The following is a 19,487-nucleotide window of genomic DNA, read 5'->3' as shown; positions in this document are numbered from 1 at the left end:
CGGACTCAGGAGTATTTGGCATGCGCCACATCAACCGCTATCCCCGGCAGGGAATGCGCCTGACGCTGATGCTGTTACCGTTTGTGTTGCTGATCGCCGCGTGGTTTATCAGTTCGGCAGTGCGTCTGGAAGCGAATCCCCACGACAAACTGCTGCCCGGCCTGTCACAGATGATCGCGGCCATCGACCGGATGGCGTTCACACCGGACAAGCGCAGCGGGGAGTATCTGCTGTGGGCGGATACGTGGATTAGCCTAACCCGTCTGCTGACTGGCCTGGCGCTCTCTTCGGTAATTGGCTTGTGCATCGGCATTGCTGCGGGCGTCTTTCCGATGACCCGCGCGGCGCTGTCACCTTTCATGACCGTGGTGTCGATGATCCCGCCGCTGGCGCTGCTGCCAATGCTGTTTATCGTCTTCGGGCTGAATGAACTGTCAAAAGTGATGCTGATCGTCATTGGCATCACACCAATGCTGGCGCGCGATCTGGAGCATCGGGCGCGGGAAATCCCCGCAGAGCTGTTTATCAAAGCGCAAACCCTGGGAGCGAACAGCTGGACGGTGGTGCTGCGGGTCGTGCTGCCGCAGCTGTTATCGCGGCTGATTACGTCGCTGCGTCTGCTGCTTGGATCGGCATGGCTCTTTCTGATCTCCGCCGAAGCCATCTCCGCGACCGCCGGGCTGGGTTATCGCATCTTCCTCGTCCGCCGCTATATGGCGATGGATGTGATCATTCCTTATGTCATCTGGATCACGCTGCTGGCGTGGCTGATGGACCTCGCGCTGCGTCAGTTGCACAAAGCCTGTTTCCCCTGGGCGGAAGGAGGCCGGGAATGAGTTTTATCGATATCAAAAATATCTGGCAGGAGTATGGCGACCACGTGGTGCTGGAACGCATCAATCTGCAGGTGAAAGAGGGCGAATTCTGTTCGCTGGTAGGAGCGTCCGGTTGCGGTAAATCGACATTCTTACGCCTGCTGCTCGGTCAGGAGAAGCCGACGCGGGGATCAATCACGCTGAACGGTGAGCAACTGCCCGGAGAGCCGGATCGCAGCCGTGGCGTGGTGTTTCAGCGCTATTCGGTTTTCCCTCATCTCAACGTGCTGGATAACGTCGCCATTGGCCTCGAACTTCCGGCGTCACCTCTTACAGGCCGGTTATTTGGTGCCCGAAAACGCCAGGCACGCGAACAGGCTAAACAGATGCTGGAGAAAGTCGGGCTGGGCCATTCGCTGGATAAATATCCGGCGCAGCTTTCCGGCGGAATGCAGCAGCGGCTGGCGATTGCGCAGGCGTTTGTGATGCAGCCACGCGTGCTGCTGCTGGACGAGCCGTTTGGCGCGCTGGATCCCGGCATCCGCAAAGATATGCATGCGCTGCTGCTCCAGCTGTGGAGCGAAACCCGGATGACGGTCTTTATGGTCACGCACGACCTTGCCGAAGGTTTCAATCTCGGCACCCGGCTGCTGGTGTTCGACAAGGTGCGCATCGACCCACAGGCCCCCAATGCGTGGGGCGCGCGTATCACCTACGACATCCCGCTTAATGAGACGCGGCTGTCACAGCTGGCGACCGGCAGCAGAAACAACATTTACCCTTTAAAGGAGACTGCTAAATGACAGAACTTTTTCATTCAGCCCCGAGCCTGCGCGAAGAGCTGCTGCCCGGTGGCGCGCATACCTCACTGATTCTGCGTAAAGGGCAGATCCTGCGTCTGACCGATATCGAAGGCGGCGCCAATGTCAGCATGATGATGCTCAATCCGCACGAGAAAAGTGAACGGCTCAATCTGCCGGATACCCTGAAAGGTCAGCACACCGCACGCCTGACCACCGGCCACTGTTTCTACTCCGACATGGGGCGCGTGATGGCCGCGATCGTTGCCGATAGCTGCGGCTGGCACGACCCGTTTGGCGGCGTACTCAACGCGGCGGAAACACAGGAGAAGTACGGTGCCGGTCGCTATCAGGAGTTGCGCAACGGCTTCTATCGCAACGGCGTGGATAATCTGCTGGTTGAGATGGGCAAATGGGATTTGGGTCTGGAAGATCTGCTGATGGTCGTCAACTTTTTCAGCAAGGTCATGGTTGATGGGCAGGGCCGTTTCGGGTTCAGCACGGACAACAGCCGCGCGGGGGATTTCGTTGAGCTTTACGCGCCCATGGACGTGCTGATGGTGCTGACCGCGCTGCCACATCCGCAGGATCCGGCCACTGACTATCATCCCCGTCCGGTCCAGCTGAGCTGGTATCAGGCCGACGATATGCAGGCCGTCAGTGAGGCGATCGTTAACCGCGGCGAAAACCAGCGTGCATTTCACAACACTCAACTTTTTGCCCTGTAAGGAGGCTGCGATGACCGTTGTCCATTCTGATCGTCGTCCTGAAGATGCCGTCTATCGGCACGTGATCCCGGCAGGCGAGCCGTGGCTGTTCGAAGTCAAAAAAGGGCAAACGCTGCGACTGCTCGACCTCGAAGGCAATCAGGCGATAGATACCCTGTTTTACAACACCGACAACCCGCGTGAACGCTACGATCCTCAGCGCACGCTGCGTCGTCAGGGCAAGGTCTATCTGACCACCGGCAGCGTGCTCTATTCGAATCTCGGCAATCCGTTGCTGACGATCGTCGCCGACACCTGTGGTCGCCACGATACCCTGGGAGGAGCCTGTTCCCAGGAGAGCAACACCGTGCGCTATGCCCACGATAAACGCGACATGCACAGCTGTCGGGATAACTTCCTGTGCGCCTGCCTGCATGATGGCCGTCTGCACAAGCGGGATATCGGCGCCAACATTAACTTTTTCATGAACGTTCCGGTCACGCCTGAAGGCGGTCTGACCTTCGAAGACGGCTTATCTGCGCCCGGGAAATATGTCGACCTGGTGGCCGAATGCAACGTAATGGTGCTGATCTCCAACTGTCCGCAGCTGAATAACCCCTGCAACGGCTGGAACCCGACGCCCGCCGAAGTGCTGGTGTGGAACTGAGCCAGCCCTCTGAACTTCTCCGGCAACCTTTTTAGTGCCGGTCAGCCCCGGGGACGGCCCCAGGGAATATCGAATTTTGCGGGACGACCCGCATCCCTGAGAGTTCGCCTATGTTTGATACCTTACTGATTGCTAATCGCGGCGCGATCGCCTGTCGCATCCTTCGCACGCTGCGTGCCATGCAGGTGAAAGGCGTCGCTGTTTATTCCGAAGCCGACCTGAGCAGCTTACATATTCGCGAGGCGGATGACGCACTGAGCCTTGGCGAAGGCCCGGCCGCACAAACCTATCTGGTGACGGAAAAAATCATCGCCGCCGCGCAGCAGAGCGGGGCAAAAGCGATCCATCCGGGCTACGGTTTTCTTTCCGAAAACGCCGCCTTTGCGGAAGCGTGCGAGGCCGCCGGTCTGATTTTTGTCGGTCCCACGCCGCAGCAGTTACGGACCTTTGGCCTGAAACATACGGCCCGCGCGCTGGCGAAGGCTGAAGGCGTGCCGTTGCTGGAGGGCAGTGAGCTGCTGGCGGATGTCAGCGAAGCCCGCCGCGCCGCAGAGCGTGTCGGCTATCCGGTGATGCTGAAAAGCACGGCGGGCGGTGGCGGCATTGGCATGCGCGTCTGCGGTGATGCGAATGAACTGTCAGACGCGTTTGAAACCGTACAGCGTCTCGGCCAGAACAACTTCAGCGACGCAGGGGTGTTTCTCGAAAAATATATCGAACGTGCCCGTCATCTTGAGGTGCAGATTTTCGGTGACGGAAAGGGCGAGGTTATCGCGCTGGGCGTGCGCGACTGCTCGGTTCAGCGACGTAATCAGAAAGTGATCGAAGAGACGCCTGCGCCGAATCTGCCAGCTGGCATGGCCGAAGCGCTCTGCTCGGCGGCTATCGCCCTGGGGAAAGCGGTGAACTATCGCAGCGCGGGCACTGTTGAATTTGTTTACGACAGCGCAGCACTACAGTTCTATTTCCTTGAAGTGAATACCCGCCTGCAGGTTGAACATGGCGTAACAGAGCAGGTCTGGGGCGTGGATCTGGTGAAATGGATGATTGAGCTGGCGGCAGGTGATCTTCCGCCGCTGAGCGCATTAGCCGCCACGCTGAATCCACAGGGCCATGCCGTGCAGGCGCGCATCTATGCAGAAGATCCGGGACGGCAGTTCCAGCCTTCACCCGAACTGTTAACTGAAGTCCATTTCCCGGCATCCGACGGTAAAACTCTGCGCATCGACCGCTGGGTGGAGGCCGGATGCGAAGTCCCGCCATTCTTTGACCCGATGCTGGCAAAAGTGATTGCCTTCAGCGCTACGCGCGAAGAATCAATCGCCACCCTGGCACAGGCGCTGGCAGAAACCCGTTTTTATGGCGTTGAAACCAACCGCCGCTATCTCCAGCAGATTTTAGCCTTTGCGCCCTTTACGGCGGGTGAACCCTGGACCCGCTGCCTGGAGCAGCTCAGCTATCAGGCGGCCACCGTTGAGGTAGTGAGTGCCGGCACCCAGACCAGCGTGCAGGACTATCCTGGACGACTGGGATACTGGGCGGTTGGTGTGCCGCCGTCGGGGCCGATGGACGATCGCGCCCTGCGCTCAGGCAACCGTCTGCTGGGCAATAACGAGAGTGACGCCGCGCTGGAAATCACCCTGAACGGGCCCACCCTGAAATTTAACACGGCGATTCAGGCGGTGGTCTGCGGTGCGCCGCTCAGTGTCACGCTGGATGGCGTTGAACAGGCGATGGACGCTGTGTTTACCCTTCCGGCGGGATCAACGCTAAAGCTGGGCGCGATGCGTGGTGCGGGCGTCAGAAGCTATCTCTGCCTGAGCGGGGGTATTCAGGTGCCGGACTATTTAGGCAGCAAAAGCACCTTTACCCTCGGTCAGTTTGGCGGACACGCTGGTCGAGCGCTGCGCAGCGGCGATGTGCTGCATCTCGCGCCGCGGACTACGAACACAGCCGGAACAGAATTGCCTGATGCGCTGCGCACCGATCTCGCGCCGGTTCGCACGCTGCGCGTGATTTACGGTCCCCACGGCGCGCCGGAGTTCTTCGCGCCTGACTATATGGCGACGTTCTTTGCCACAGAATGGGAAGTGCATTTTAACTCCAGCCGCACAGGCGTGCGCCTGATTGGGCCAAAGCCGATCTGGACCCGCGACAGCGGCGGCGAAGCGGGACTACACCCCTCGAATATTCATGACAACCCTTACGCCATTGGCGCGGTCGACTTTACCGGTGATATGCCGGTCATCCTGGGACCGGATGGCCCGAGTCTCGGCGGGTTCGTCTGCCCGGCGACGGTGATCGAAGCGGATCTCTGGCAACTGGGACAGCTCAAAGCGGGTGACAAAGTGCAGTTTGTTCCGGTGGATATCCCGACGGCACGGCGACTGGCAGAGGGACGTCGCAACGAGCTGACCACGCTACAGCCACAGGACATTCACTGGGAGCCTGCGCCGCTGATGTCGCCGATAATAATGGCCTGCGGCGAGGCGGATAAACGTCTGGTGGCACGGCTTTCTGGCGATACGCATCTGCTGCTGGAGGCAGGCGAGCCGGAGCTGGATCTGGTACTGCGCTTTCGCATTCACGCCCTGATGCAGGCGCTGGAAACGCAATCCCGCAACGGCATTACTGATATCACGCCGGGCATTCGCTCGCTGCAAATCCACTTCCAGCCGGAAACGCTGACGCCAGACGTGCTGCTGGCGTGGGTGCGCGGTGAGTGGGAGAGGGTCTGCATGAGTGACGACCTTCAGGTGCCGACACGTGTGGTCCATCTGCCGCTCTCCTGGGACGATCCCGCCTGTCAGAAGGCGATCGAAAAATATATGACCACCGTGCGTCCGGACGCGCCCTGGTGCCCGAGCAACCTTGAGTTTATCCGCCGGATAAACGATCTGCCGGATGAGCAGGCCGTCTGGAACACCGTGTTTGAGGCCAGCTATCTGGTCATGGGACTGGGCGATGTCTATCTTGGCGCGCCGGTTGCCACGCCGCTGGATCCGCGTCATCGGCTGGTGACGACGAAATATAATCCGGCCCGCACCTGGACGGCGGAAAACTCAGTGGGCATCGGCGGCGCTTATCTGTGCGTTTATGGCATGGAGGGGCCTGGCGGCTATCAGTTTGTGGGCCGCACGCTGCAGATGTGGAACCGATATCACGAAGTAGCCGATTTTGGCGGTAAGCCCTGGCTGCTGCGCTTTTTTGATCAGATCCGTTTTTATCCGGTTTCCGCCGAAGAACTGCTGCAGATTCGTCGCGATTTTCCACTGGGTCGCTATCCGCTGCGCATTGAGCACAGCACGCTGCGGCTGGCAGAGTATCAGAACTTCCTTGCGCGTGAAGCGGAGAGTATCGGCGAGTTTCGTGAGCATCAGCAAAGTGCGTTCAATGCGGAACGTGACCGCTGGATAGCCAGCGGCCAGGCCCATTTCGACAGTCAGGAAGACGTAGCGGAAGAAGGCGGCGACGCGCCGCTGCAGCCGGGCGAGCAGGGGGTTGAAAGTCCGGTATCCGGTAATCTCTGGCAGGTGCAGGCGACCGCGGGCAGCCGGGTGCGGGAGGGGGATATTCTTGTCGTGCTGGAGTCGATGAAGATGGAGATCCCACTTCTGGCTCCGTGCAGCGGCATTATTCAGCAGGTCAGCGTCCAGCCAGGCAGCGCAGTACGTGCAGGGCAACGCGTGGCGGTAATCGTTGAAGATAACGCATAACGACGATCACAACCGGCCAGCCGGATAAGGTCATGCTGAATGCCGCTGCGCCCGTCAGCGGCAGATTGCTGGCGGGCGCAGGCAACATGCATCACAGCAGCCGGGTATCAGCACCGCGCGCCCAGTTCTTTTAGCCAGCCGATCATCGCTTCACTGCCAGGCTGACTCAGCGTGCGTTGCGGCCACGCCAGGAAATAGGGTTTGCTCAGCGGCAGGCAAAGATCATCCACCACCACCAGATCGCCACGCGCCAGCTCTGGCGCGATAAGGCGTCGCTGTCCCAGCAACAGTCCCACACCTGCAACCGCCGCATCAATCGCCAGTGAGGTCAGGTTAAAGCTGAATGCGGGCTGCGGCAGCGGTTCATCCATGCCTTTTGCCTGAAACCAGCTTTGCCAGTCTGGCAGAAATCGTCCTTCATTACCCCAGTCGAGGTGGATCAGCGGCGCCTGACTTAAGATCGTTTCCGGCGTGAAACGTCGTAGCAGAGACGGACTGGCCACCGGCAGCACCTCATCCTGAAACAATCTGATCTTATCCAGCTGCGGGTAACGATCTTCACCAAAGCAGATTACGAAATCGGCGGGCATCGCCGTAAAATCGACCGGTGAATGGGTGCCATGTAACGAGAGATCGATATCCGGGCAACGATCGCGCCAGTAGGTCAGTTCGGGCAGCAGCCATTTCGACGCCAGCGCGGGTAGTGCGTAAATCGTGAGTTTTGGCGCGCTGGCCGCATGGCGGATGTTCTGCTGGCCGAGGTGCAAAATATCAAAAGCTTCGGTGACATAGCGCAGATACTCTTTGCCGGTTTCGGTCAGCATCACGCCGCTCTGCGTGCGCAGAAACAGCGCGCTGCCGAGTTGTTCCTCCAGTTGGCGGATCTGCTGGCTGACCGCCGCCGGGGTCAAAGCCAGCTGGGCGGCAGCTTTTGCAAGGCTGCCCAGTTCGGCGGCCACTTTAAAGGACTGTATGACGCTGATTTTGGGCAACCTTGGCAATTGGGCAGGCATTAACTCTTCCTTATCAGGGCAGTAAGTTTTTATCGTTACGCTGCGTGGCAGGCGACAGGTAGAGTAACATCACACCTGCCCATCATGAGAAATGTTGCTATGTCTGGATCCCTCGTTCGTCTCGATCTTCATCCGCTGGCCGATCAGGGCTGGCGTCAGCGCTGTCGTGAGCAGTTAAACCACGCCGGCGCGCTGGTACTGCGTCAGTTTTTACAACCTCATGCTCTGGAGGCGATTATTGAAGAGGGCAATGCCCGGCGTCATCTGGCCTATCACACCCGCAGCAAACACAATGTCTACCTGATGAAGCCGGATGAAGCGTTCAGCGCGGATCACCCGCGTAACCGGGATGTGCTCAGCACCAAAGGATGCATTACAGATGATGTTATCGCTGCCGACTCGCCGCTGCGCCAGCTTTATAACGATGTCCTGTTTAAACATTTCCTGTGCGATGTACTGGGAGAGGAAGCGCTCCATCCTTATGCCGATCCGCTTTCGTCGATTAACCTGCACTATGCGTCTGACGGCCAGGAGCTGGGCTGGCACTTCGACAACTCCTCCTTTGCTATCACCTTACTGGTCCAGAAACCGCTGGGGGGTGGCGTGTTTGAGTATGTGAAGGATCTGCGTGATGCCGATGCCGGTGAGATGAACTTCGACGGTGTCGACGCGGTACTGGACGCGCGCCAGCCGGTTGACGCGCTGGAGATTGATGCTGGCGATCTGGTGCTGTTTCGCGGCCGTAACTCCCTGCATCGCGTGACGCCGACCGAAGGCGAGGTCACGCGGATGCTGGCTGTGCTGGCTTACAATACTCAGCCGGATATCGCGCTGTCAGAAACAGCCCGAATGACCTTTTACGGCAGACTATAAAATCAGAGCGTGTCCGTAAGGGCACGCCAGCCGCGCTGAAAGATTTGCTGCGTGCGGAAAGCCACTAACGCACGCCAGTCCGCATCTTCAGGCCAGAATCCCTCGACCAGTTGCTGTTTTGACGTCTGGCCAGCCGCACTGGCGGGATCGCCAGTGAGATGGAGCCAGTGATCTTCACGCACCCGCCTGTGCATATCCTCTGCCTCGTAGGTTCCGCATTCCACCACAAGCGGCAATATCAGTGTGTCAGGAAGGGAACTCAGCAGGTATTGCGACAGATATCCCGTTGCGGTGGCAGTCACACCGGTTACGCTGTCACGTCCTGTACCCGTCAACAATACGGTCAGCCACTCACCATAAATAGTTTTGCCCCACTCATGAGCAGCATAACGCTGCTCTGCAATGGACAGCAGCATCGGATGCCCCCACGCGCCGGCTCCGGTGTGCAGATCAAAGCTGAGGATGGTTTTTGCAACCGAGAGATGCTGGTCGATGATCGCCTTCATCGTAAGGTGAGACCAGCTGGGCTGGTGTCCGCCGAAGAAGAACCCATCCGCAAACGTATATTGTCCGGCTTCCACCACGCGTTTAACTGCCTGCCAGCTCTGGTCCTCCAGTGCCTCAGCTAATTGCCGATCCGCACTGGCACGGTCGCCATGATAGATTCCGTGCCAGTGCGCATAATCCGGGTTAGCCGGAACGGGCTGGCTGAAGTCGATAAAGTTACGATTGAGATCGATATTCTCTTCGTTTACGCGCCGTAAATGGGCTGCTCCCCACGGATTGATCAGGTGAACCAGCAGCAGTGCGGTATCAGCGGGTAATGCTTTTTCATCCAGCGCATCGAGCCAGGCGATCTGACAATCCGAACCATAATAGCCTTCAACGCCGTGCGTGCCGGAGACCACCAGCATCAGACGTGATGCCGTGGCGGGTCCCAACCGTGCCACATCCGTATACAGCGCTTCACCCTGCGGGCCAGGGAGTGGGTGCGGGTAAGAGGTGATTTCTGCGCCTTTATTCTGCGCAGCGGTAAGAAAGCGTGCGCGCTGAGCGCGGTAATCGGGTAATGCCATGTTCAGCCTCCTGCGATGCGGCGCGCGAACCGCATCACGGATAAACGTTAAATTTGAAGTATTTTTTGGTCAGCTGATCGTAGTTGCCGTTTTTGTGGATCTCTGCCAGCGCCGTGTTGATCATCTTCAGATTTGCCTCATCGCCTTTGCGTAACGCGATACCGACACCATCACCAAAGATGACTTTATCTACCAGCGTCCCTTTAATGGCGTACGGCTTGCCTTCCGATGTGGTGAGGAATCCCTGTTCAGCAGAGACCGCATTCGCCAGGCTGCCATCAAGACGTCCGGCGACCAGATCCGGGTAGACTTCCATCTGATTAGGATAAGAGACGATTTTGACGCCCTGCGACTCCCATTTGGTTTTGGCGTAAGTTTCCTGGATGGTGCCCTGAGCCACACCAATCGTCTTACCGCGCAATGAGGCAACGTCGGTCGTCAGCTTGCTGGCCGCTGGTGCCAGTAAGGCACTCGGCGTGTTGTACAACATATCGCTGAATGCTACCTGCTGACGACGTTTTTCGGTCATCGACATTGCCGACAGGATGGCATCAAATTTCTTCGCCTGAAGGGCAGGGATGCTGCTGTCAAAACCCATCTGCACCCACTGGCACTTCACCTTTGCCTGCGCGCAGATGGCGTTGCCAATATCAATATCAAAGCCCTGTAACGACCCATCAGCCGCTTTAGATTCAAACGGCGGGAACGTCGGATCAACGCCAAAACGCAGTGTCTGCTGGGCCAGAGCACCCTGGGTGAACGCGGTAAGCGAAAACAGTAATGCAAGAGATACGCTCTTTTTCATATTTTATTTCCCGACAGGTGAAATTAAGCACGACATTTAAATTTAATAACATGCGGCCTGTTTTGCTGCCAGCGAATAAACCGCGTTCTTCCAGAGTAAAATCTTATGTTATTAAGGGGCTGTGCGAATTATTGATACGGCGTTAAATTTTGCTTAATACTAACCTGGTATGGGATGGAGGGCTTGAGAGGTCCGGAACTGGAACCTGAAAGCAGTAATTAATTTAGCTTCGACTCTGTTTTATTGTTACATGCTAAATCAGTTACACTGACTTACATCGTATGTGAAAAAGGAGTTGTCCAGTGCGTACCCGTAAATCTGCACGTTTACTAATCATTAACGCTCTCAATCAGGTTTTATTATTCAGGTTCAGGCATGAAAGTGATGCGCTGGCAGGCAGAGTATACTGGGCAACGCCCGGTGGAGGCGTGGAAACAGGAGAAACGTTTGAGCAGGCAGCCCTCAGGGAACTCAAGGAAGAAACAGGTATTAACGTTGATTCGGTGGGGCAACCGCTAACAGAGAGAACTTTTGAAATGACGCTCCCCAGCGGTGAGGTAGTTCTGGCACATGAGCGATTTTATTTAATTAAAACAGGTGATGAAAATATCAGTACTGGCGGATGGACCGATAATGAAAAAACAGTCATTGCCAATTATCATTGGTGGGATCTGAATGAACTGATAAATACTGACGATATCGTTTATCCCTCAAATATTCCTGATATCTGCTCAATACCGGATGAGTTATCAACTATCTTCTGACTCCGGGCCTATGAATCAACAGCTCTGGTCAAAAGCGCCGCACCAGAGGCGTCATAGCCGATTTTTCAGCAAATCACGTGAAACGGCCAATCAAAGACTTTAAATGCGCACAATCTATCTTATGTTAAATAAGCTATCAAGCTCATGTCCAGTGGCGTAGTAAACTCCCCCTTTCACTTTTGCTTAAACGCTGAGTATGTATCGCAACTAATCTTCATGATTATATCGCTCAGGCATTCCATATCTTTCTGGAAAGACCTTTATTCCGCTCACAGAGGACTTTTCGGCTTCCCATTTTCAGAGAACAGCGTGATGATATCCCGCGAACCATGAAGGAGCCTCTCTATGCGGACTTCGAGGTCCAGCAGCCTGAACACGATAAGATAGCGTCCGTAAGCACAGGTTCTGACGCTTTGTCCCAGCTCAGGCCTCTCCTTATAGATAACCAGGGACTCTGCTATAAGCAGGCACTGCTGATACAGTTCTTATGTGAAGCTAAATGCGCGCACTGGGTTATCCTGCGCAATATAGTCACCGATGGCCTCTATATCCTGTTCTGCCAGAGGCGATATACCCAGTTTCATTATGCTTTACCACCCTCAGCCTGCCGCCGATATTTTTGCGACAAACGACCGAATACTTCTTCCGCATTTTTGCTTTCACCGCTGTTAATACCTGCGTTGACCGCTTTTTGCAGAGCATCAAGTTTGATCTGTTGTTCGCGTTCTTCCAGTGCTCTCAGACCGGCACGGATCACTTCACTCGTGTTGTTATATCGTCCACCTTCGATCTGTTCACGGATGAACGCTTCAAAATAAGGTGTTAGTGCTACGCTGGTTGGCATGTTGTTGCTCCCGCCGGATTACTATCAGTTAATAACTGTTAGTATTTCAGAGTAACACTTCTTCATCAACTTCAGGCTTAACGGTCCGCTACTGATTTGTCTGCTTAGCGTAGTGGCTAAAATACATAACGTTCTGAACTTAATAGCAAAAACCCCGACTGCTGTCGGGGTTTTAAGCCACTTACTCCTTAGCTATCGGCGTCTCGCTTACATCTATCTTCGTTTCACCCTGGATAGTCTTAATGCGTTTCTCAACGTCATTCACCTGTTCGCTGCTGTGCAGCAAGGTGTACGTCAGGTCAAATGCCGTACTGGCGCCCGGTTGCAGTTGCTTGACGCGCTTTTGCTCGCGTTCAATGGTGACCGGATAGGCGTAACTGGTGCCTGGCTCGATGCCGGTCACGTAGCCCTGTTTCAGGGTGTCAGTATTTTTCCATAAGGTCAGCATCGGCAGCTGACGGGTATCAAACTGAATCGATGCGCCGGTGTTTCCGGCTTTGTTAATCACTGCAGCGACGGTCTGGTGATTGCTGTCGGAAAGTGGCTTGATGTTGAATACCATCTCATCAAAGTCTTTGGTCGGACCTTTGTAGGTCTGCCAGTCCTTTAACCCGGCTTTTGCATAGTCATTGAACGGGCTGATGCCGGACATCGGGGCCAGGAAACGTGCGCCCTCTTCCAGAATAGGCTGGCCGAAGTTGCTGTGATAGATAATCTGATAATCGTGCGGATAGTCAGCGTAATTAGTTAACACGTCATGCAGGCTGAAACTGTTGCTGCCCGGCACATAGCGCAGCTCGGTCATGGTCTGCAAATCCGTCTTCTTGAAGGTGCTCTCTTTAATCAGGCCGCGAATACGGATTTCATGCGGTGCCGCATCAGCCACTTCAACTTCCAGCTGCGAAACCGGCGTGTTACCTGCTTTACCGTGCAGCGTGTAAATCCGGCCCTGATCGGTAACCGGATGTCCGGTCCACTCATAGCCACAGCGCACCATCATCTCGTTGAATCCGTCCAGCCAGCCCAGACCGTTGCGGCTTTCAAGGTTGATATAAGCGGGATTAACCACTTCTTTCACCGGTGAATCCCATCCCATACGAGAACCAAAGCCCTCGACACGCAGCAAATTCATGCCCCGAGTCGGGCTGAGTGTGATGGTCAGGCCATCCTGACTGTGGATGGTGATAATTTTACTGCCTTCCTGCTTGCCACCATGAAGCACTTTTTGCTCAATGCTGAACGGTTTGCCCTGGAACTTCAGCTCACTGCTGGAAATCTGCCAGTTACCCTGCTCGGTGCCCTGTTCAGCACTTGTAAGCACCCAGGTTTTCGCCGCTGCTGAACCTGAAACCAGAACCGCCAGTACTGTTAACGCCAGTTTAATCTTCATCATCCGCCTCATTTGCTGAATCGTTTTTTCATTCCATAAATGGAATCTACTGTCTGAAGCTGACCAGAAACGTGACGATGCTCACCTGCCAGAAAACCGGTGCTTTTTAACAACATTATTGCGGGTTAACTCACATAAATTTTGTTCAACAAAGAATAACCACGACGCATTTTGTGCGTCACAGACACATGAGCTGTACTCGATTCAGCTCGCCTTGCAATGAAAATCGACAATCCCAGATCAACGTCCTCTAAAAAAACGTTAAAAAAATTTCAAAACCGCGCAACTTTTTTCCGTTTTAAACGAACCTTAGAAAAGAGACGTCAGACAACCCCGTCTGCTCGTTAATGGAGAGAGTCACGCCAATGAAAAACACCCTGAAAACCCTGGCCGTCGCTACGCTGCTGGCACTGAGTGTTCCGGCAACATCCGCTTTTGCGGCGTTACAGGTCGGTGAAAAAGCACCGGATTTTAAACTCGACGCCGCGCTGGCGGGTAAATCGACCACCTTCTCATTACAGCAGGCGCTGAAGAAAGGCCCGGTTGTTCTTTACTTCTTCCCGGCGGCGTTCAGTGCGGGTTGTACGCTCGAAGCGCATGACTTTGCTGAAGCGACCGATGAATTCAAAAAACAGGGTGCGACCGTCATTGGTGTCACCGCCGGTAATACCGATCAGATTGCTAAATTCTCGCAGCTGGAGTGTCGTGACAAATTTACCGTTGCCGCCGATCCGGGTGCCAAAGTCGCCGAAGAATATAAGAGCACAATGGAGATGAAGGGGCAGAAAGTCTCAGACCGCACCTCGTATGTGATTGCGCCGGACGGCAAAATCCTGCTGAGCTTCACCGATAAAAATCCTGATACGCATATCCAGAAAGCGATGGATGCCGTTAAAAAATATCGCCAGGCCAATCCGGCATAACTTCATCATCTGAGCAGGTACATCATGCTGACTGCGATTGCAGCCGCCTTCCTGGGCGGCATTATTCTGAACCTCATGCCCTGCGTGTTTCCGGTGATCTCGCTTAAAGCACTGAGCCTGATCCGCCATCACGAATCGCCCTCACACGCCCGTGCAGAAGGTCTGGCCTTTTTGCTTGGTGTCGTGGTGACGATGGTTGCTCTGACCGCCGTATTGCTGCTGGCCAGGGCGGGCGGTGCGTCGGTGGGCTGGGGATTTCAGCTGCAATCGCCGCTGGTTATCGCCGCACTGATTCTGGTGATGCTCGGCTCAGCACTGAACCTGCTCGGTCTGTTTGAGGTCGGACTGTCGATCCAGCGGGTCGGCGAAGTGGGCGGCGATCGCGGTGGACTGGTTGGTTCAGCCCTGACCGGGGCACTGGCCATCATCGTCGCCACCCCCTGCAGCGCGCCCTTTATGGCCAGCGCGGTAGGCTATGCGCTGACCCAGCCTCCGCTGGTCAGTGTGGTAATCTTTATATCGCTGGCGCTGGGCTTTGCTGCACCCTTTACCCTGATCTCATTCTTCCCGGTTCTGGCGAGAATATTGCCAAAGCCCGGTGCCTGGATGATCACCTTGAAACAGGGTCTGGCGTTTCCGATGCTGGGAGCGGTGGGCTGGCTGATCTGGGTACTGGAACGTCAGGCAGGATCAGCGGCCCTGGCCGCGATTCTGGCCTGTTGTTTACTGTTTAGTTTTGCTGCCTGGCTGTATGGCATGGCGCAGAAACGCCGTATGATGGGACAGCGTCATGTGGTACTGCATGTTGCCACCGCGTTCTTTCTGGCGCTGGTCGTGGTGCCGTTACTGAATCTGAACAGTTTTGCCACGGCACCGGCTGAGACGGAAGCCGCCTCACCGGCCGCTGCCGCGGTGGCCTGGTCGCCACAGAATGTCGATGCAATTAAAGGTCAGGGTAAGCCTATCCTGGTGAACTTTACCGCGTCCTGGTGTATCACCTGCCAGGTCAACGATCGCACGTCGCTGTCGACGCAGGCGGTAAAAGCGGCGATGGCGCGTACCAGCACCATTTACATGGTCGCGGACTCAACTAAATACAATCCCGATGTTGAACAGGCGCTGAGTGATTTCGGACGCGGTGGATTACCTCTCTACGTGGTCTACCCGGCTGATGGCGGCAAACCGGTGGTACTCCCGCAGGTGCTGACACCGGGCATCGTGATTTCAGCGCTGGATCAGGCAACGGAAAAAGGAAAGAAAACCTGAGACGATTGATGAAACGATTTTCTGCTGCGGTATCAGTACACGACGACAGTGTACTGATCTGCTGATGACTGATGTCAGACACTGATCAACGCGCACAGCACTGGCCAGCCTTAATGGCCCGGGCGCAGGCGGGCGACAGAGCAGCCTATAACCAGTTACTTAAAGCGATGGTTCCGGCCATCCGGGCACTGGTGTGCAGAAAAATCGGCGATGAGTTGCTGGTTGAGGATGTGATTCAGGATACGCTGCTGGCAATCCATCGGGTGCGGCATACCTACGATCCGCAGCGCCCGATTCTGCCGTGGGTGGCCGCTATTGCTTCTGCCCGAACGATTGACGCGCTGCGCCAGCATGGGCGTCGTCAGGAGGTTCAGGATGATGAGGCGCTGCAGCAGCGGCCCGCTGAAAGTGCAGAAGCCTCAGCCGATCCCGATATCCTCTCAGGCTATCTGGATACCCTTCCGCTACGTCAGCGGGAGATCGTCGAATCCGTGCATCTGCGCGAGCAGAGCCTGGCGCAGGCAGCCGCTGAAACCAATCAGTCTCTGTCTGCCGTTAAATCCCTGTTGCATCGCGCAATGGTCAATCTTCGAAAATATGGACGGGGTCATCATGAGGAATCATGACCAGTTAATCGATCAGCTCAGCCAGTCTGCCCAGCCGGTACAGCGTGTCTGGCCCACCGCCTGGCGCGTTGCAGGCTGGATCGCGCTCGCCCTGCCTTGTGGCGCACTGACCAGTTGGGCGTTTCACAGCAGGTTTACTGACTGGAGCCAGCCTGGCGCATGGCTGGCATTTGTCGCCGTACTGCTCTCTCTTATCATCGCAGGCAGTACGCTGGCGGCAGCCTTTACGCTGAGTATCGCAGGACGAAAAACCATCAGCCTGCGCTGGCCACTGCTGCTGGCGGTAATGTGGCTGGGGCTGAATCTGATCAATATGTCATCTGAAACCCCGCCAGCGGGCGCGAGCCGGTTGGGTGAAGGGATACACTGCTATCTGTTTATGCTGTCGGCCAGCCTGCCGATGATGTTGATGTCCGTGATCGCCCTGAAACGTACCCGGTCACTCTATCCCGCGCGCAGTCTGGCGCTGAGCGGCTGCGGCAGCGCGTTTACCTCATCGATGTTGCTGTCGCTGTGTCATGAGACCCATCTGCATATGATCGATTTCTCCATGCATCTGGCGGCAGGCATTACCATTGTGGTGCTGACGGTGCTGGCAGGACGCCGCTGGGTCCGACTGGGCGCATAATGGCTTTGTTAATTACTCTGCGACCAGCTCAATCAGGTTTCCATCCGGATCGCGAATAATCGCTTCATAATAGCCGTCACCCGTGCGGCGCGGTGCCGCAACCAAAATTCCCGCCTCTGCTGCCCTGACAGCCAGCATATCGACCTGCAGCTCATCACCGACGCTTATTGCTATGTGTGCCCAGCCAGTGACTTCCCTGCCCGGCTGTCCCTCTGCCAAATCGGGCAGGGTCATCAGTTCAATGGTTGCGCCCTGCTCCAGTTGCATAAAGAAGGAGGCGAAGCCGGGACGGTTCCGGCTTTGATAGCGCGCATTGCTCTCCGCGTTAAACCACTCGCGCCAGAATTGCTGCTGTACCTCAAGGTGACGTGTCCAGAGTGCGACGTGGGCGATTTTCATCTGTTTTCCTTTGCCGTGTTGTGGCCCAGGTTAAGGGTTAGAGAAACCGCGCCAACGACCAGCATCAGCGCCATGATCAGTGAAAATGAGAAACCCAGATGGGTGTAATGCGCCACATAGCCAATGACGGCGGGTCCGCTCAGCACGCCCAGATAGCCGAGCGTGGTAATAGCCGGTATGGCGACCGCTTGCGGCATCACCGTCTGACGTCCGGCAGCAGAAAACATCACCGGCACGATATTGGCGCAGCCTGCACCGACCAGGGTGTAACCCAATAGTGCCAGCGGCCAGAAGGCGATAAATGTCACCATCGCCATGCCTGCTGCGGCAACCAGTGCACCACCCAGCACAACAGGCAGACGACCCAGCGACGAGATGATGCGATCGCCGGTCAGGCGCGCCACCGTCATCGCCACAGCAAAGCAGGTATAACCAAGCCCGCCCAGTGAGACCGGAATGGCCCGGACATCAGTCAGATAGACCGCACTCCAGTCCAGCACGGTGCCTTCGGTCAGGAAGACTGCAAAGCAGATGATGCCGATAATCAGTACGCTACCACGCGGAACTGCAAACACCGGGCCTTCAGCGGAATTGGCGTAAGTCAGTAAACCCGATACGCTGACCAGCGTCATGATAATCACGGCCGCTACCGCGAGTAAGCAGCCGGTCAGCACGCTAAAACCCATCGCCAGTATCAGCGTCATAAAGCCAGCACCCGCAATGCCGCCCACGCTGTACATGCCGTGAAAGCCGGACATCACCGGTTTCGCAGCCTGCTTTTCCACCAGGATCGCCTGAATGTTCATGGCGCAGTCGGTCACCCCGATGCCGATGCCAAAAATCAGTAATGCCAGCGCCAGCAGCAGCGGATCGCTAAGCACCGCCAGCCAGGGGGCGCTGATAACGATCAGCGCAACGGCAACCAGGATCACCCGGCGGCAGCCAAAGCGGCTGGTCAGCCAGCCCGTCACCGGCATTGCGATCAAGGCACCGACGCCCAGACAGAGCAGTAATGTTCCCAGCTGTGCTTCATTAACGCCGGTATTAGCTCGCGCGAAAGGCACAATCACGGCCCAGGTCGCAGTAATAAATCCGGCCAGAAAAAAGATGATGCGTGTTGCCTGAGCGGATGAGACGTTATTAGCCATTACGATCCTTGAGTAAATGCTGGAGAGACAAAGTAAGCGTATCGATTAGCCGCTATTGACACCCTGCCGGTAAGTGAACGATCATGCTCACTATAGCTCGTTTATGAACACTCTGGAGTCTACATGCTCGATTATGCAGCTTTCCCGCAGCAGCGGCAAGCCCTGATTCGTGAGATCCTGCAGCAGAATGGTCGTGTGGTCTGCGTGGATCTGGCCCGGCAGATGGCAGTGTCTGAGCACACGATCCGCCGCGATCTGCATGAACTCAGTAAAGAGGGCTTATGCAAAAAAGTGTATGGCGGCGCAGTTTTACAGTTGCAGGATGCAGGCACGTTTATCAGCCGAAAAGAGCACGATCACGCAGCAAAAGCCCTGATCGCGCAGCGCTGTGCCAGTCTGGTGAAAACCAGCAGCTGTATCTTTATTGATGCCGGCACCACCAATCTGGCGCTGGCAAAGGCGCTTCCGCCTGAGCTGAATCTGACGGTTGTCACCAATGCGCCCGATATCGCCGCGCTGTTGATCAATCATCCTGTCGCAGAGGTGATCATGCTGGGCGGGCAGATACAAAAGAGTACCGGCGGCGCAGTCGGGCAAACCGCGATGAACCAGATTCAGGGGATATTTTTCGATCAGGCATTTATTGGCGGCTGCGCCATGAGTCCTGAAGCCGGGCTGACCGGTTTTAACTATGCGGATTGTGAATTCAAGAAAGTCGCCATGGCCCAGAGCAATCAGGTTATTGTCGGGCTTACCGCGGATAAAATCCCCGCTGTGGCGCGGTTCAGCGTGGCGAAATGCCGTGACATTTCAACGCTGGTGGTGGAAGAGAAGCTTGATAAAACCCTGCTTGATGCCTTTGCGGCTGAAGAGATCACGCTTATCACCGTCTGAGCCAGGAACGATGGAGAACTGCGGACTGTTGTCTGACTTAAAAAACAGGCACGGTTCGAACTGCCTGAATTGGTGATAACCCGGACTCTGATGCTGCCAAACCTCCGGCTTTGGCGTAGGCTGAAAGCTGGCG

The 19,487-nt window shown here is 56.1% G+C and carries 19 protein-coding genes and 1 pseudogene; 12 read left to right on the top strand and 8 right to left on the bottom strand.

Annotated features, from left to right (window positions below; translation table 11 throughout):
- Positions 1 to 20: 20 nt before the first annotated feature.
- The 5 genes from FA92_RS21265 (at position 21) to uca (ending at position 6,705) form a co-directional block, all read left to right on the top strand.
- A complete protein-coding gene (locus tag FA92_RS21265; RefSeq protein WP_033785089.1) occupies positions 21 to 836 on the top strand; it encodes an ABC transporter permease in 816 nt (271 codons plus the stop codon).
- The gene (locus FA92_RS21260; RefSeq protein WP_033785088.1) at positions 833 to 1,618 is read left to right on the top strand and encodes an ABC transporter ATP-binding protein; all 786 of its coding nucleotides are present in this window, start codon (positions 833 to 835) and stop codon (positions 1,616 to 1,618) included. The genes FA92_RS21265 and FA92_RS21260 overlap by 4 nt, the downstream gene beginning before the upstream one ends.
- Positions 1,615 to 2,343 carry an urea amidolyase associated protein UAAP1 gene (locus tag FA92_RS21255; RefSeq protein ID WP_033785087.1) on the top strand — a complete coding sequence of 243 codons (729 nt, stop codon included), beginning with the start codon at positions 1,615 to 1,617 and terminating at the stop codon, positions 2,341 to 2,343. Before FA92_RS21260 ends, FA92_RS21255 begins: the two co-directional genes overlap by 4 nt.
- A 10-nt stretch (positions 2,344 to 2,353) precedes the next feature.
- Positions 2,354 to 2,989, top strand: a complete 636-nt coding sequence (locus FA92_RS21250) for an urea amidolyase associated protein UAAP2 (protein ID WP_033785086.1) — start codon at positions 2,354 to 2,356, stop codon at positions 2,987 to 2,989.
- Positions 2,990 to 3,099: 110 nt separating this feature from the next.
- The gene (gene uca / locus FA92_RS21245) at positions 3,100 to 6,705 is read left to right on the top strand and encodes an urea carboxylase (protein WP_033785085.1); all 3,606 of its coding nucleotides are present in this window, start codon (positions 3,100 to 3,102) and stop codon (positions 6,703 to 6,705) included.
- A 107-nt stretch (positions 6,706 to 6,812) separates the two neighbouring features.
- On the opposite strand, the gene FA92_RS21240 is transcribed toward uca, so the two are convergent.
- Positions 6,813 to 7,718, bottom strand: a complete 906-nt coding sequence (locus FA92_RS21240; RefSeq protein ID WP_033785084.1) for a LysR substrate-binding domain-containing protein — start codon at positions 7,716 to 7,718, stop codon at positions 6,813 to 6,815.
- A 99-nt stretch (positions 7,719 to 7,817) separates the two neighbouring features.
- Here FA92_RS21240 and FA92_RS21235 point away from each other — a divergent pair, with 99 nt between their 5' ends.
- The gene (locus FA92_RS21235) at positions 7,818 to 8,591 is read left to right on the top strand and encodes a 2OG-Fe(II) oxygenase family protein (RefSeq protein ID WP_033785083.1); all 774 of its coding nucleotides are present in this window, start codon (positions 7,818 to 7,820) and stop codon (positions 8,589 to 8,591) included.
- A 2-nt stretch (positions 8,592 to 8,593) separates the two neighbouring features.
- On the opposite strand, the gene FA92_RS21230 is transcribed toward FA92_RS21235, so the two are convergent.
- Positions 8,594 to 9,667 (bottom strand): DUF2817 domain-containing protein, encoded by a 1,074-nt coding sequence (locus tag FA92_RS21230; protein ID WP_033785082.1) that lies wholly within the window; start codon positions 9,665 to 9,667, stop codon positions 8,594 to 8,596.
- Between the two features lie 34 nt (positions 9,668 to 9,701).
- Positions 9,702 to 10,472, bottom strand: coding sequence for a transporter substrate-binding domain-containing protein (locus tag FA92_RS21225; RefSeq protein ID WP_033785081.1), 771 nt, complete (start codon positions 10,470 to 10,472; stop codon positions 9,702 to 9,704).
- A gap of 302 nt (positions 10,473 to 10,774) precedes the next feature.
- Between FA92_RS21225 and FA92_RS21220 the strand changes: the two genes are divergently transcribed.
- Complete coding sequence (locus FA92_RS21220) at positions 10,775 to 11,236, top strand: NUDIX domain-containing protein (protein WP_033785080.1); 462 nt, start codon at positions 10,775 to 10,777, stop codon at positions 11,234 to 11,236.
- A 269-nt stretch (positions 11,237 to 11,505) separates the two neighbouring features.
- Here the strand turns inward: FA92_RS21220 and FA92_RS21215 are convergent.
- The 3 genes and pseudogenes from FA92_RS21215 to FA92_RS21205 form a co-directional block, all read right to left on the bottom strand.
- Positions 11,506 to 11,820 (bottom strand): annotated as a pseudogene (locus tag FA92_RS21215) (type II toxin-antitoxin system RelE/ParE family toxin).
- Positions 11,820 to 12,080, bottom strand: coding sequence for a type II toxin-antitoxin system ParD family antitoxin (locus FA92_RS21210; RefSeq protein ID WP_033785079.1), 261 nt, complete (start codon positions 12,078 to 12,080; stop codon positions 11,820 to 11,822). Before FA92_RS21210 ends, FA92_RS21215 begins: the two are co-directional and overlap by 1 nt.
- Before the next feature lie 181 nt (positions 12,081 to 12,261).
- The gene (locus FA92_RS21205) at positions 12,262 to 13,470 is read right to left on the bottom strand and encodes an aldose 1-epimerase family protein (protein ID WP_033785180.1); all 1,209 of its coding nucleotides are present in this window, start codon (positions 13,468 to 13,470) and stop codon (positions 12,262 to 12,264) included.
- A gap of 365 nt (positions 13,471 to 13,835) precedes the next feature.
- Here FA92_RS21205 and FA92_RS21200 point away from each other — a divergent pair, with 365 nt between their 5' ends.
- The 4 genes from FA92_RS21200 to FA92_RS21185 all read left to right on the top strand — a co-directional run bounded on the left by FA92_RS21200 (position 13,836) and on the right by FA92_RS21185 (position 16,913).
- Entirely contained in the window at positions 13,836 to 14,393 is a 558-nt protein-coding gene (locus FA92_RS21200) for a peroxiredoxin (protein WP_033735696.1), read from the top strand.
- A 24-nt stretch (positions 14,394 to 14,417) separates the two neighbouring features.
- Positions 14,418 to 15,659: a thioredoxin family protein gene (locus tag FA92_RS21195; RefSeq protein ID WP_033785077.1), complete on the top strand. Its 1,242-nt coding sequence runs from the start codon at positions 14,418 to 14,420 to the stop codon at positions 15,657 to 15,659.
- 71 nt (positions 15,660 to 15,730) lie between these two features.
- A complete protein-coding gene (locus tag FA92_RS21190) occupies positions 15,731 to 16,285 on the top strand; it encodes a sigma-70 family RNA polymerase sigma factor (protein ID WP_033785075.1) in 555 nt (184 codons plus the stop codon).
- Positions 16,272 to 16,913 (top strand): NrsF family protein, encoded by a 642-nt coding sequence (locus FA92_RS21185; protein WP_033785074.1) that lies wholly within the window; start codon positions 16,272 to 16,274, stop codon positions 16,911 to 16,913. The genes FA92_RS21190 and FA92_RS21185 overlap by 14 nt, the downstream gene beginning before the upstream one ends.
- 12 nt (positions 16,914 to 16,925) lie before the next feature.
- On the opposite strand, the gene FA92_RS21180 is transcribed toward FA92_RS21185, so the two are convergent.
- Both FA92_RS21180 and FA92_RS21175 read right to left on the bottom strand, forming a co-directional pair.
- Positions 16,926 to 17,312, bottom strand: coding sequence for a VOC family protein (locus FA92_RS21180; RefSeq protein ID WP_033785073.1), 387 nt, complete (start codon positions 17,310 to 17,312; stop codon positions 16,926 to 16,928).
- A complete protein-coding gene (locus FA92_RS21175; RefSeq protein WP_033785072.1) occupies positions 17,309 to 18,460 on the bottom strand; it encodes an MFS transporter in 1,152 nt (383 codons plus the stop codon). Before FA92_RS21175 ends, FA92_RS21180 begins: the two co-directional genes overlap by 4 nt.
- Positions 18,461 to 18,583: 123 nt before the next feature.
- Between FA92_RS21175 and FA92_RS21170 the strand changes: the two genes are divergently transcribed.
- The gene (locus FA92_RS21170; protein ID WP_033785071.1) at positions 18,584 to 19,354 is read left to right on the top strand and encodes a DeoR/GlpR family DNA-binding transcription regulator; all 771 of its coding nucleotides are present in this window, start codon (positions 18,584 to 18,586) and stop codon (positions 19,352 to 19,354) included.
- The last annotated feature ends 133 nt before the right edge of the window (positions 19,355 to 19,487 follow it).

It is taken from the genome of Pantoea sp. 9140, from assembly GCF_000745295.1.
GTDB lineage: Bacteria > Pseudomonadota > Gammaproteobacteria > Enterobacterales > Enterobacteriaceae > Pantoea > Pantoea vagans.
Note: the sequence above shows the minus strand (reverse complement) of the source record. Positions and strands in the feature narration are given on the sequence as shown.

What these genes read in the sequence shown, in the direction of transcription:
- FA92_RS21265 (WP_033785089.1), top strand. Translation starts at nt 21, where the DNA reads ATGCGCCACATCAACCGCTATCCCCGGCAGGGAATGCGCCTGACGCTG.
- FA92_RS21260 (WP_033785088.1), top strand. Translation starts at nt 833, where the DNA reads ATGAGTTTTATCGATATCAAAAATATCTGGCAGGAGTATGGCGACCAC.
- FA92_RS21255 (WP_033785087.1), top strand. Translation starts at nt 1,615, where the DNA reads ATGACAGAACTTTTTCATTCAGCCCCGAGCCTGCGCGAAGAGCTGCTG.
- FA92_RS21250 (WP_033785086.1), top strand. Translation starts at nt 2,354, where the DNA reads ATGACCGTTGTCCATTCTGATCGTCGTCCTGAAGATGCCGTCTATCGG.
- uca (WP_033785085.1), top strand. Translation starts at nt 3,100, where the DNA reads ATGTTTGATACCTTACTGATTGCTAATCGCGGCGCGATCGCCTGTCGC.
- FA92_RS21240 (WP_033785084.1), bottom strand. Translation starts at nt 7,718, where the DNA reads ATGCCTGCCCAATTGCCAAGGTTGCCCAAAATCAGCGTCATACAGTCC.
- FA92_RS21235 (WP_033785083.1), top strand. Translation starts at nt 7,818, where the DNA reads ATGTCTGGATCCCTCGTTCGTCTCGATCTTCATCCGCTGGCCGATCAG.
- FA92_RS21230 (WP_033785082.1), bottom strand. Translation starts at nt 9,667, where the DNA reads ATGGCATTACCCGATTACCGCGCTCAGCGCGCACGCTTTCTTACCGCT.
- FA92_RS21225 (WP_033785081.1), bottom strand. Translation starts at nt 10,472, where the DNA reads ATGAAAAAGAGCGTATCTCTTGCATTACTGTTTTCGCTTACCGCGTTC.
- FA92_RS21210 (WP_033785079.1), bottom strand. Translation starts at nt 12,080, where the DNA reads ATGCCAACCAGCGTAGCACTAACACCTTATTTTGAAGCGTTCATCCGT.
- FA92_RS21205 (WP_033785180.1), bottom strand. Translation starts at nt 13,470, where the DNA reads ATGAAGATTAAACTGGCGTTAACAGTACTGGCGGTTCTGGTTTCAGGT.
- FA92_RS21200 (WP_033735696.1), top strand. Translation starts at nt 13,836, where the DNA reads ATGAAAAACACCCTGAAAACCCTGGCCGTCGCTACGCTGCTGGCACTG.
- FA92_RS21195 (WP_033785077.1), top strand. Translation starts at nt 14,418, where the DNA reads ATGCTGACTGCGATTGCAGCCGCCTTCCTGGGCGGCATTATTCTGAAC.
- FA92_RS21190 (WP_033785075.1), top strand. Translation starts at nt 15,731, where the DNA reads ATGTCAGACACTGATCAACGCGCACAGCACTGGCCAGCCTTAATGGCC.
- FA92_RS21185 (WP_033785074.1), top strand. Translation starts at nt 16,272, where the DNA reads ATGAGGAATCATGACCAGTTAATCGATCAGCTCAGCCAGTCTGCCCAG.
- FA92_RS21180 (WP_033785073.1), bottom strand. Translation starts at nt 17,312, where the DNA reads ATGAAAATCGCCCACGTCGCACTCTGGACACGTCACCTTGAGGTACAG.
- FA92_RS21175 (WP_033785072.1), bottom strand. Translation starts at nt 18,460, where the DNA reads ATGGCTAATAACGTCTCATCCGCTCAGGCAACACGCATCATCTTTTTT.
- FA92_RS21170 (WP_033785071.1), top strand. Translation starts at nt 18,584, where the DNA reads ATGCTCGATTATGCAGCTTTCCCGCAGCAGCGGCAAGCCCTGATTCGT.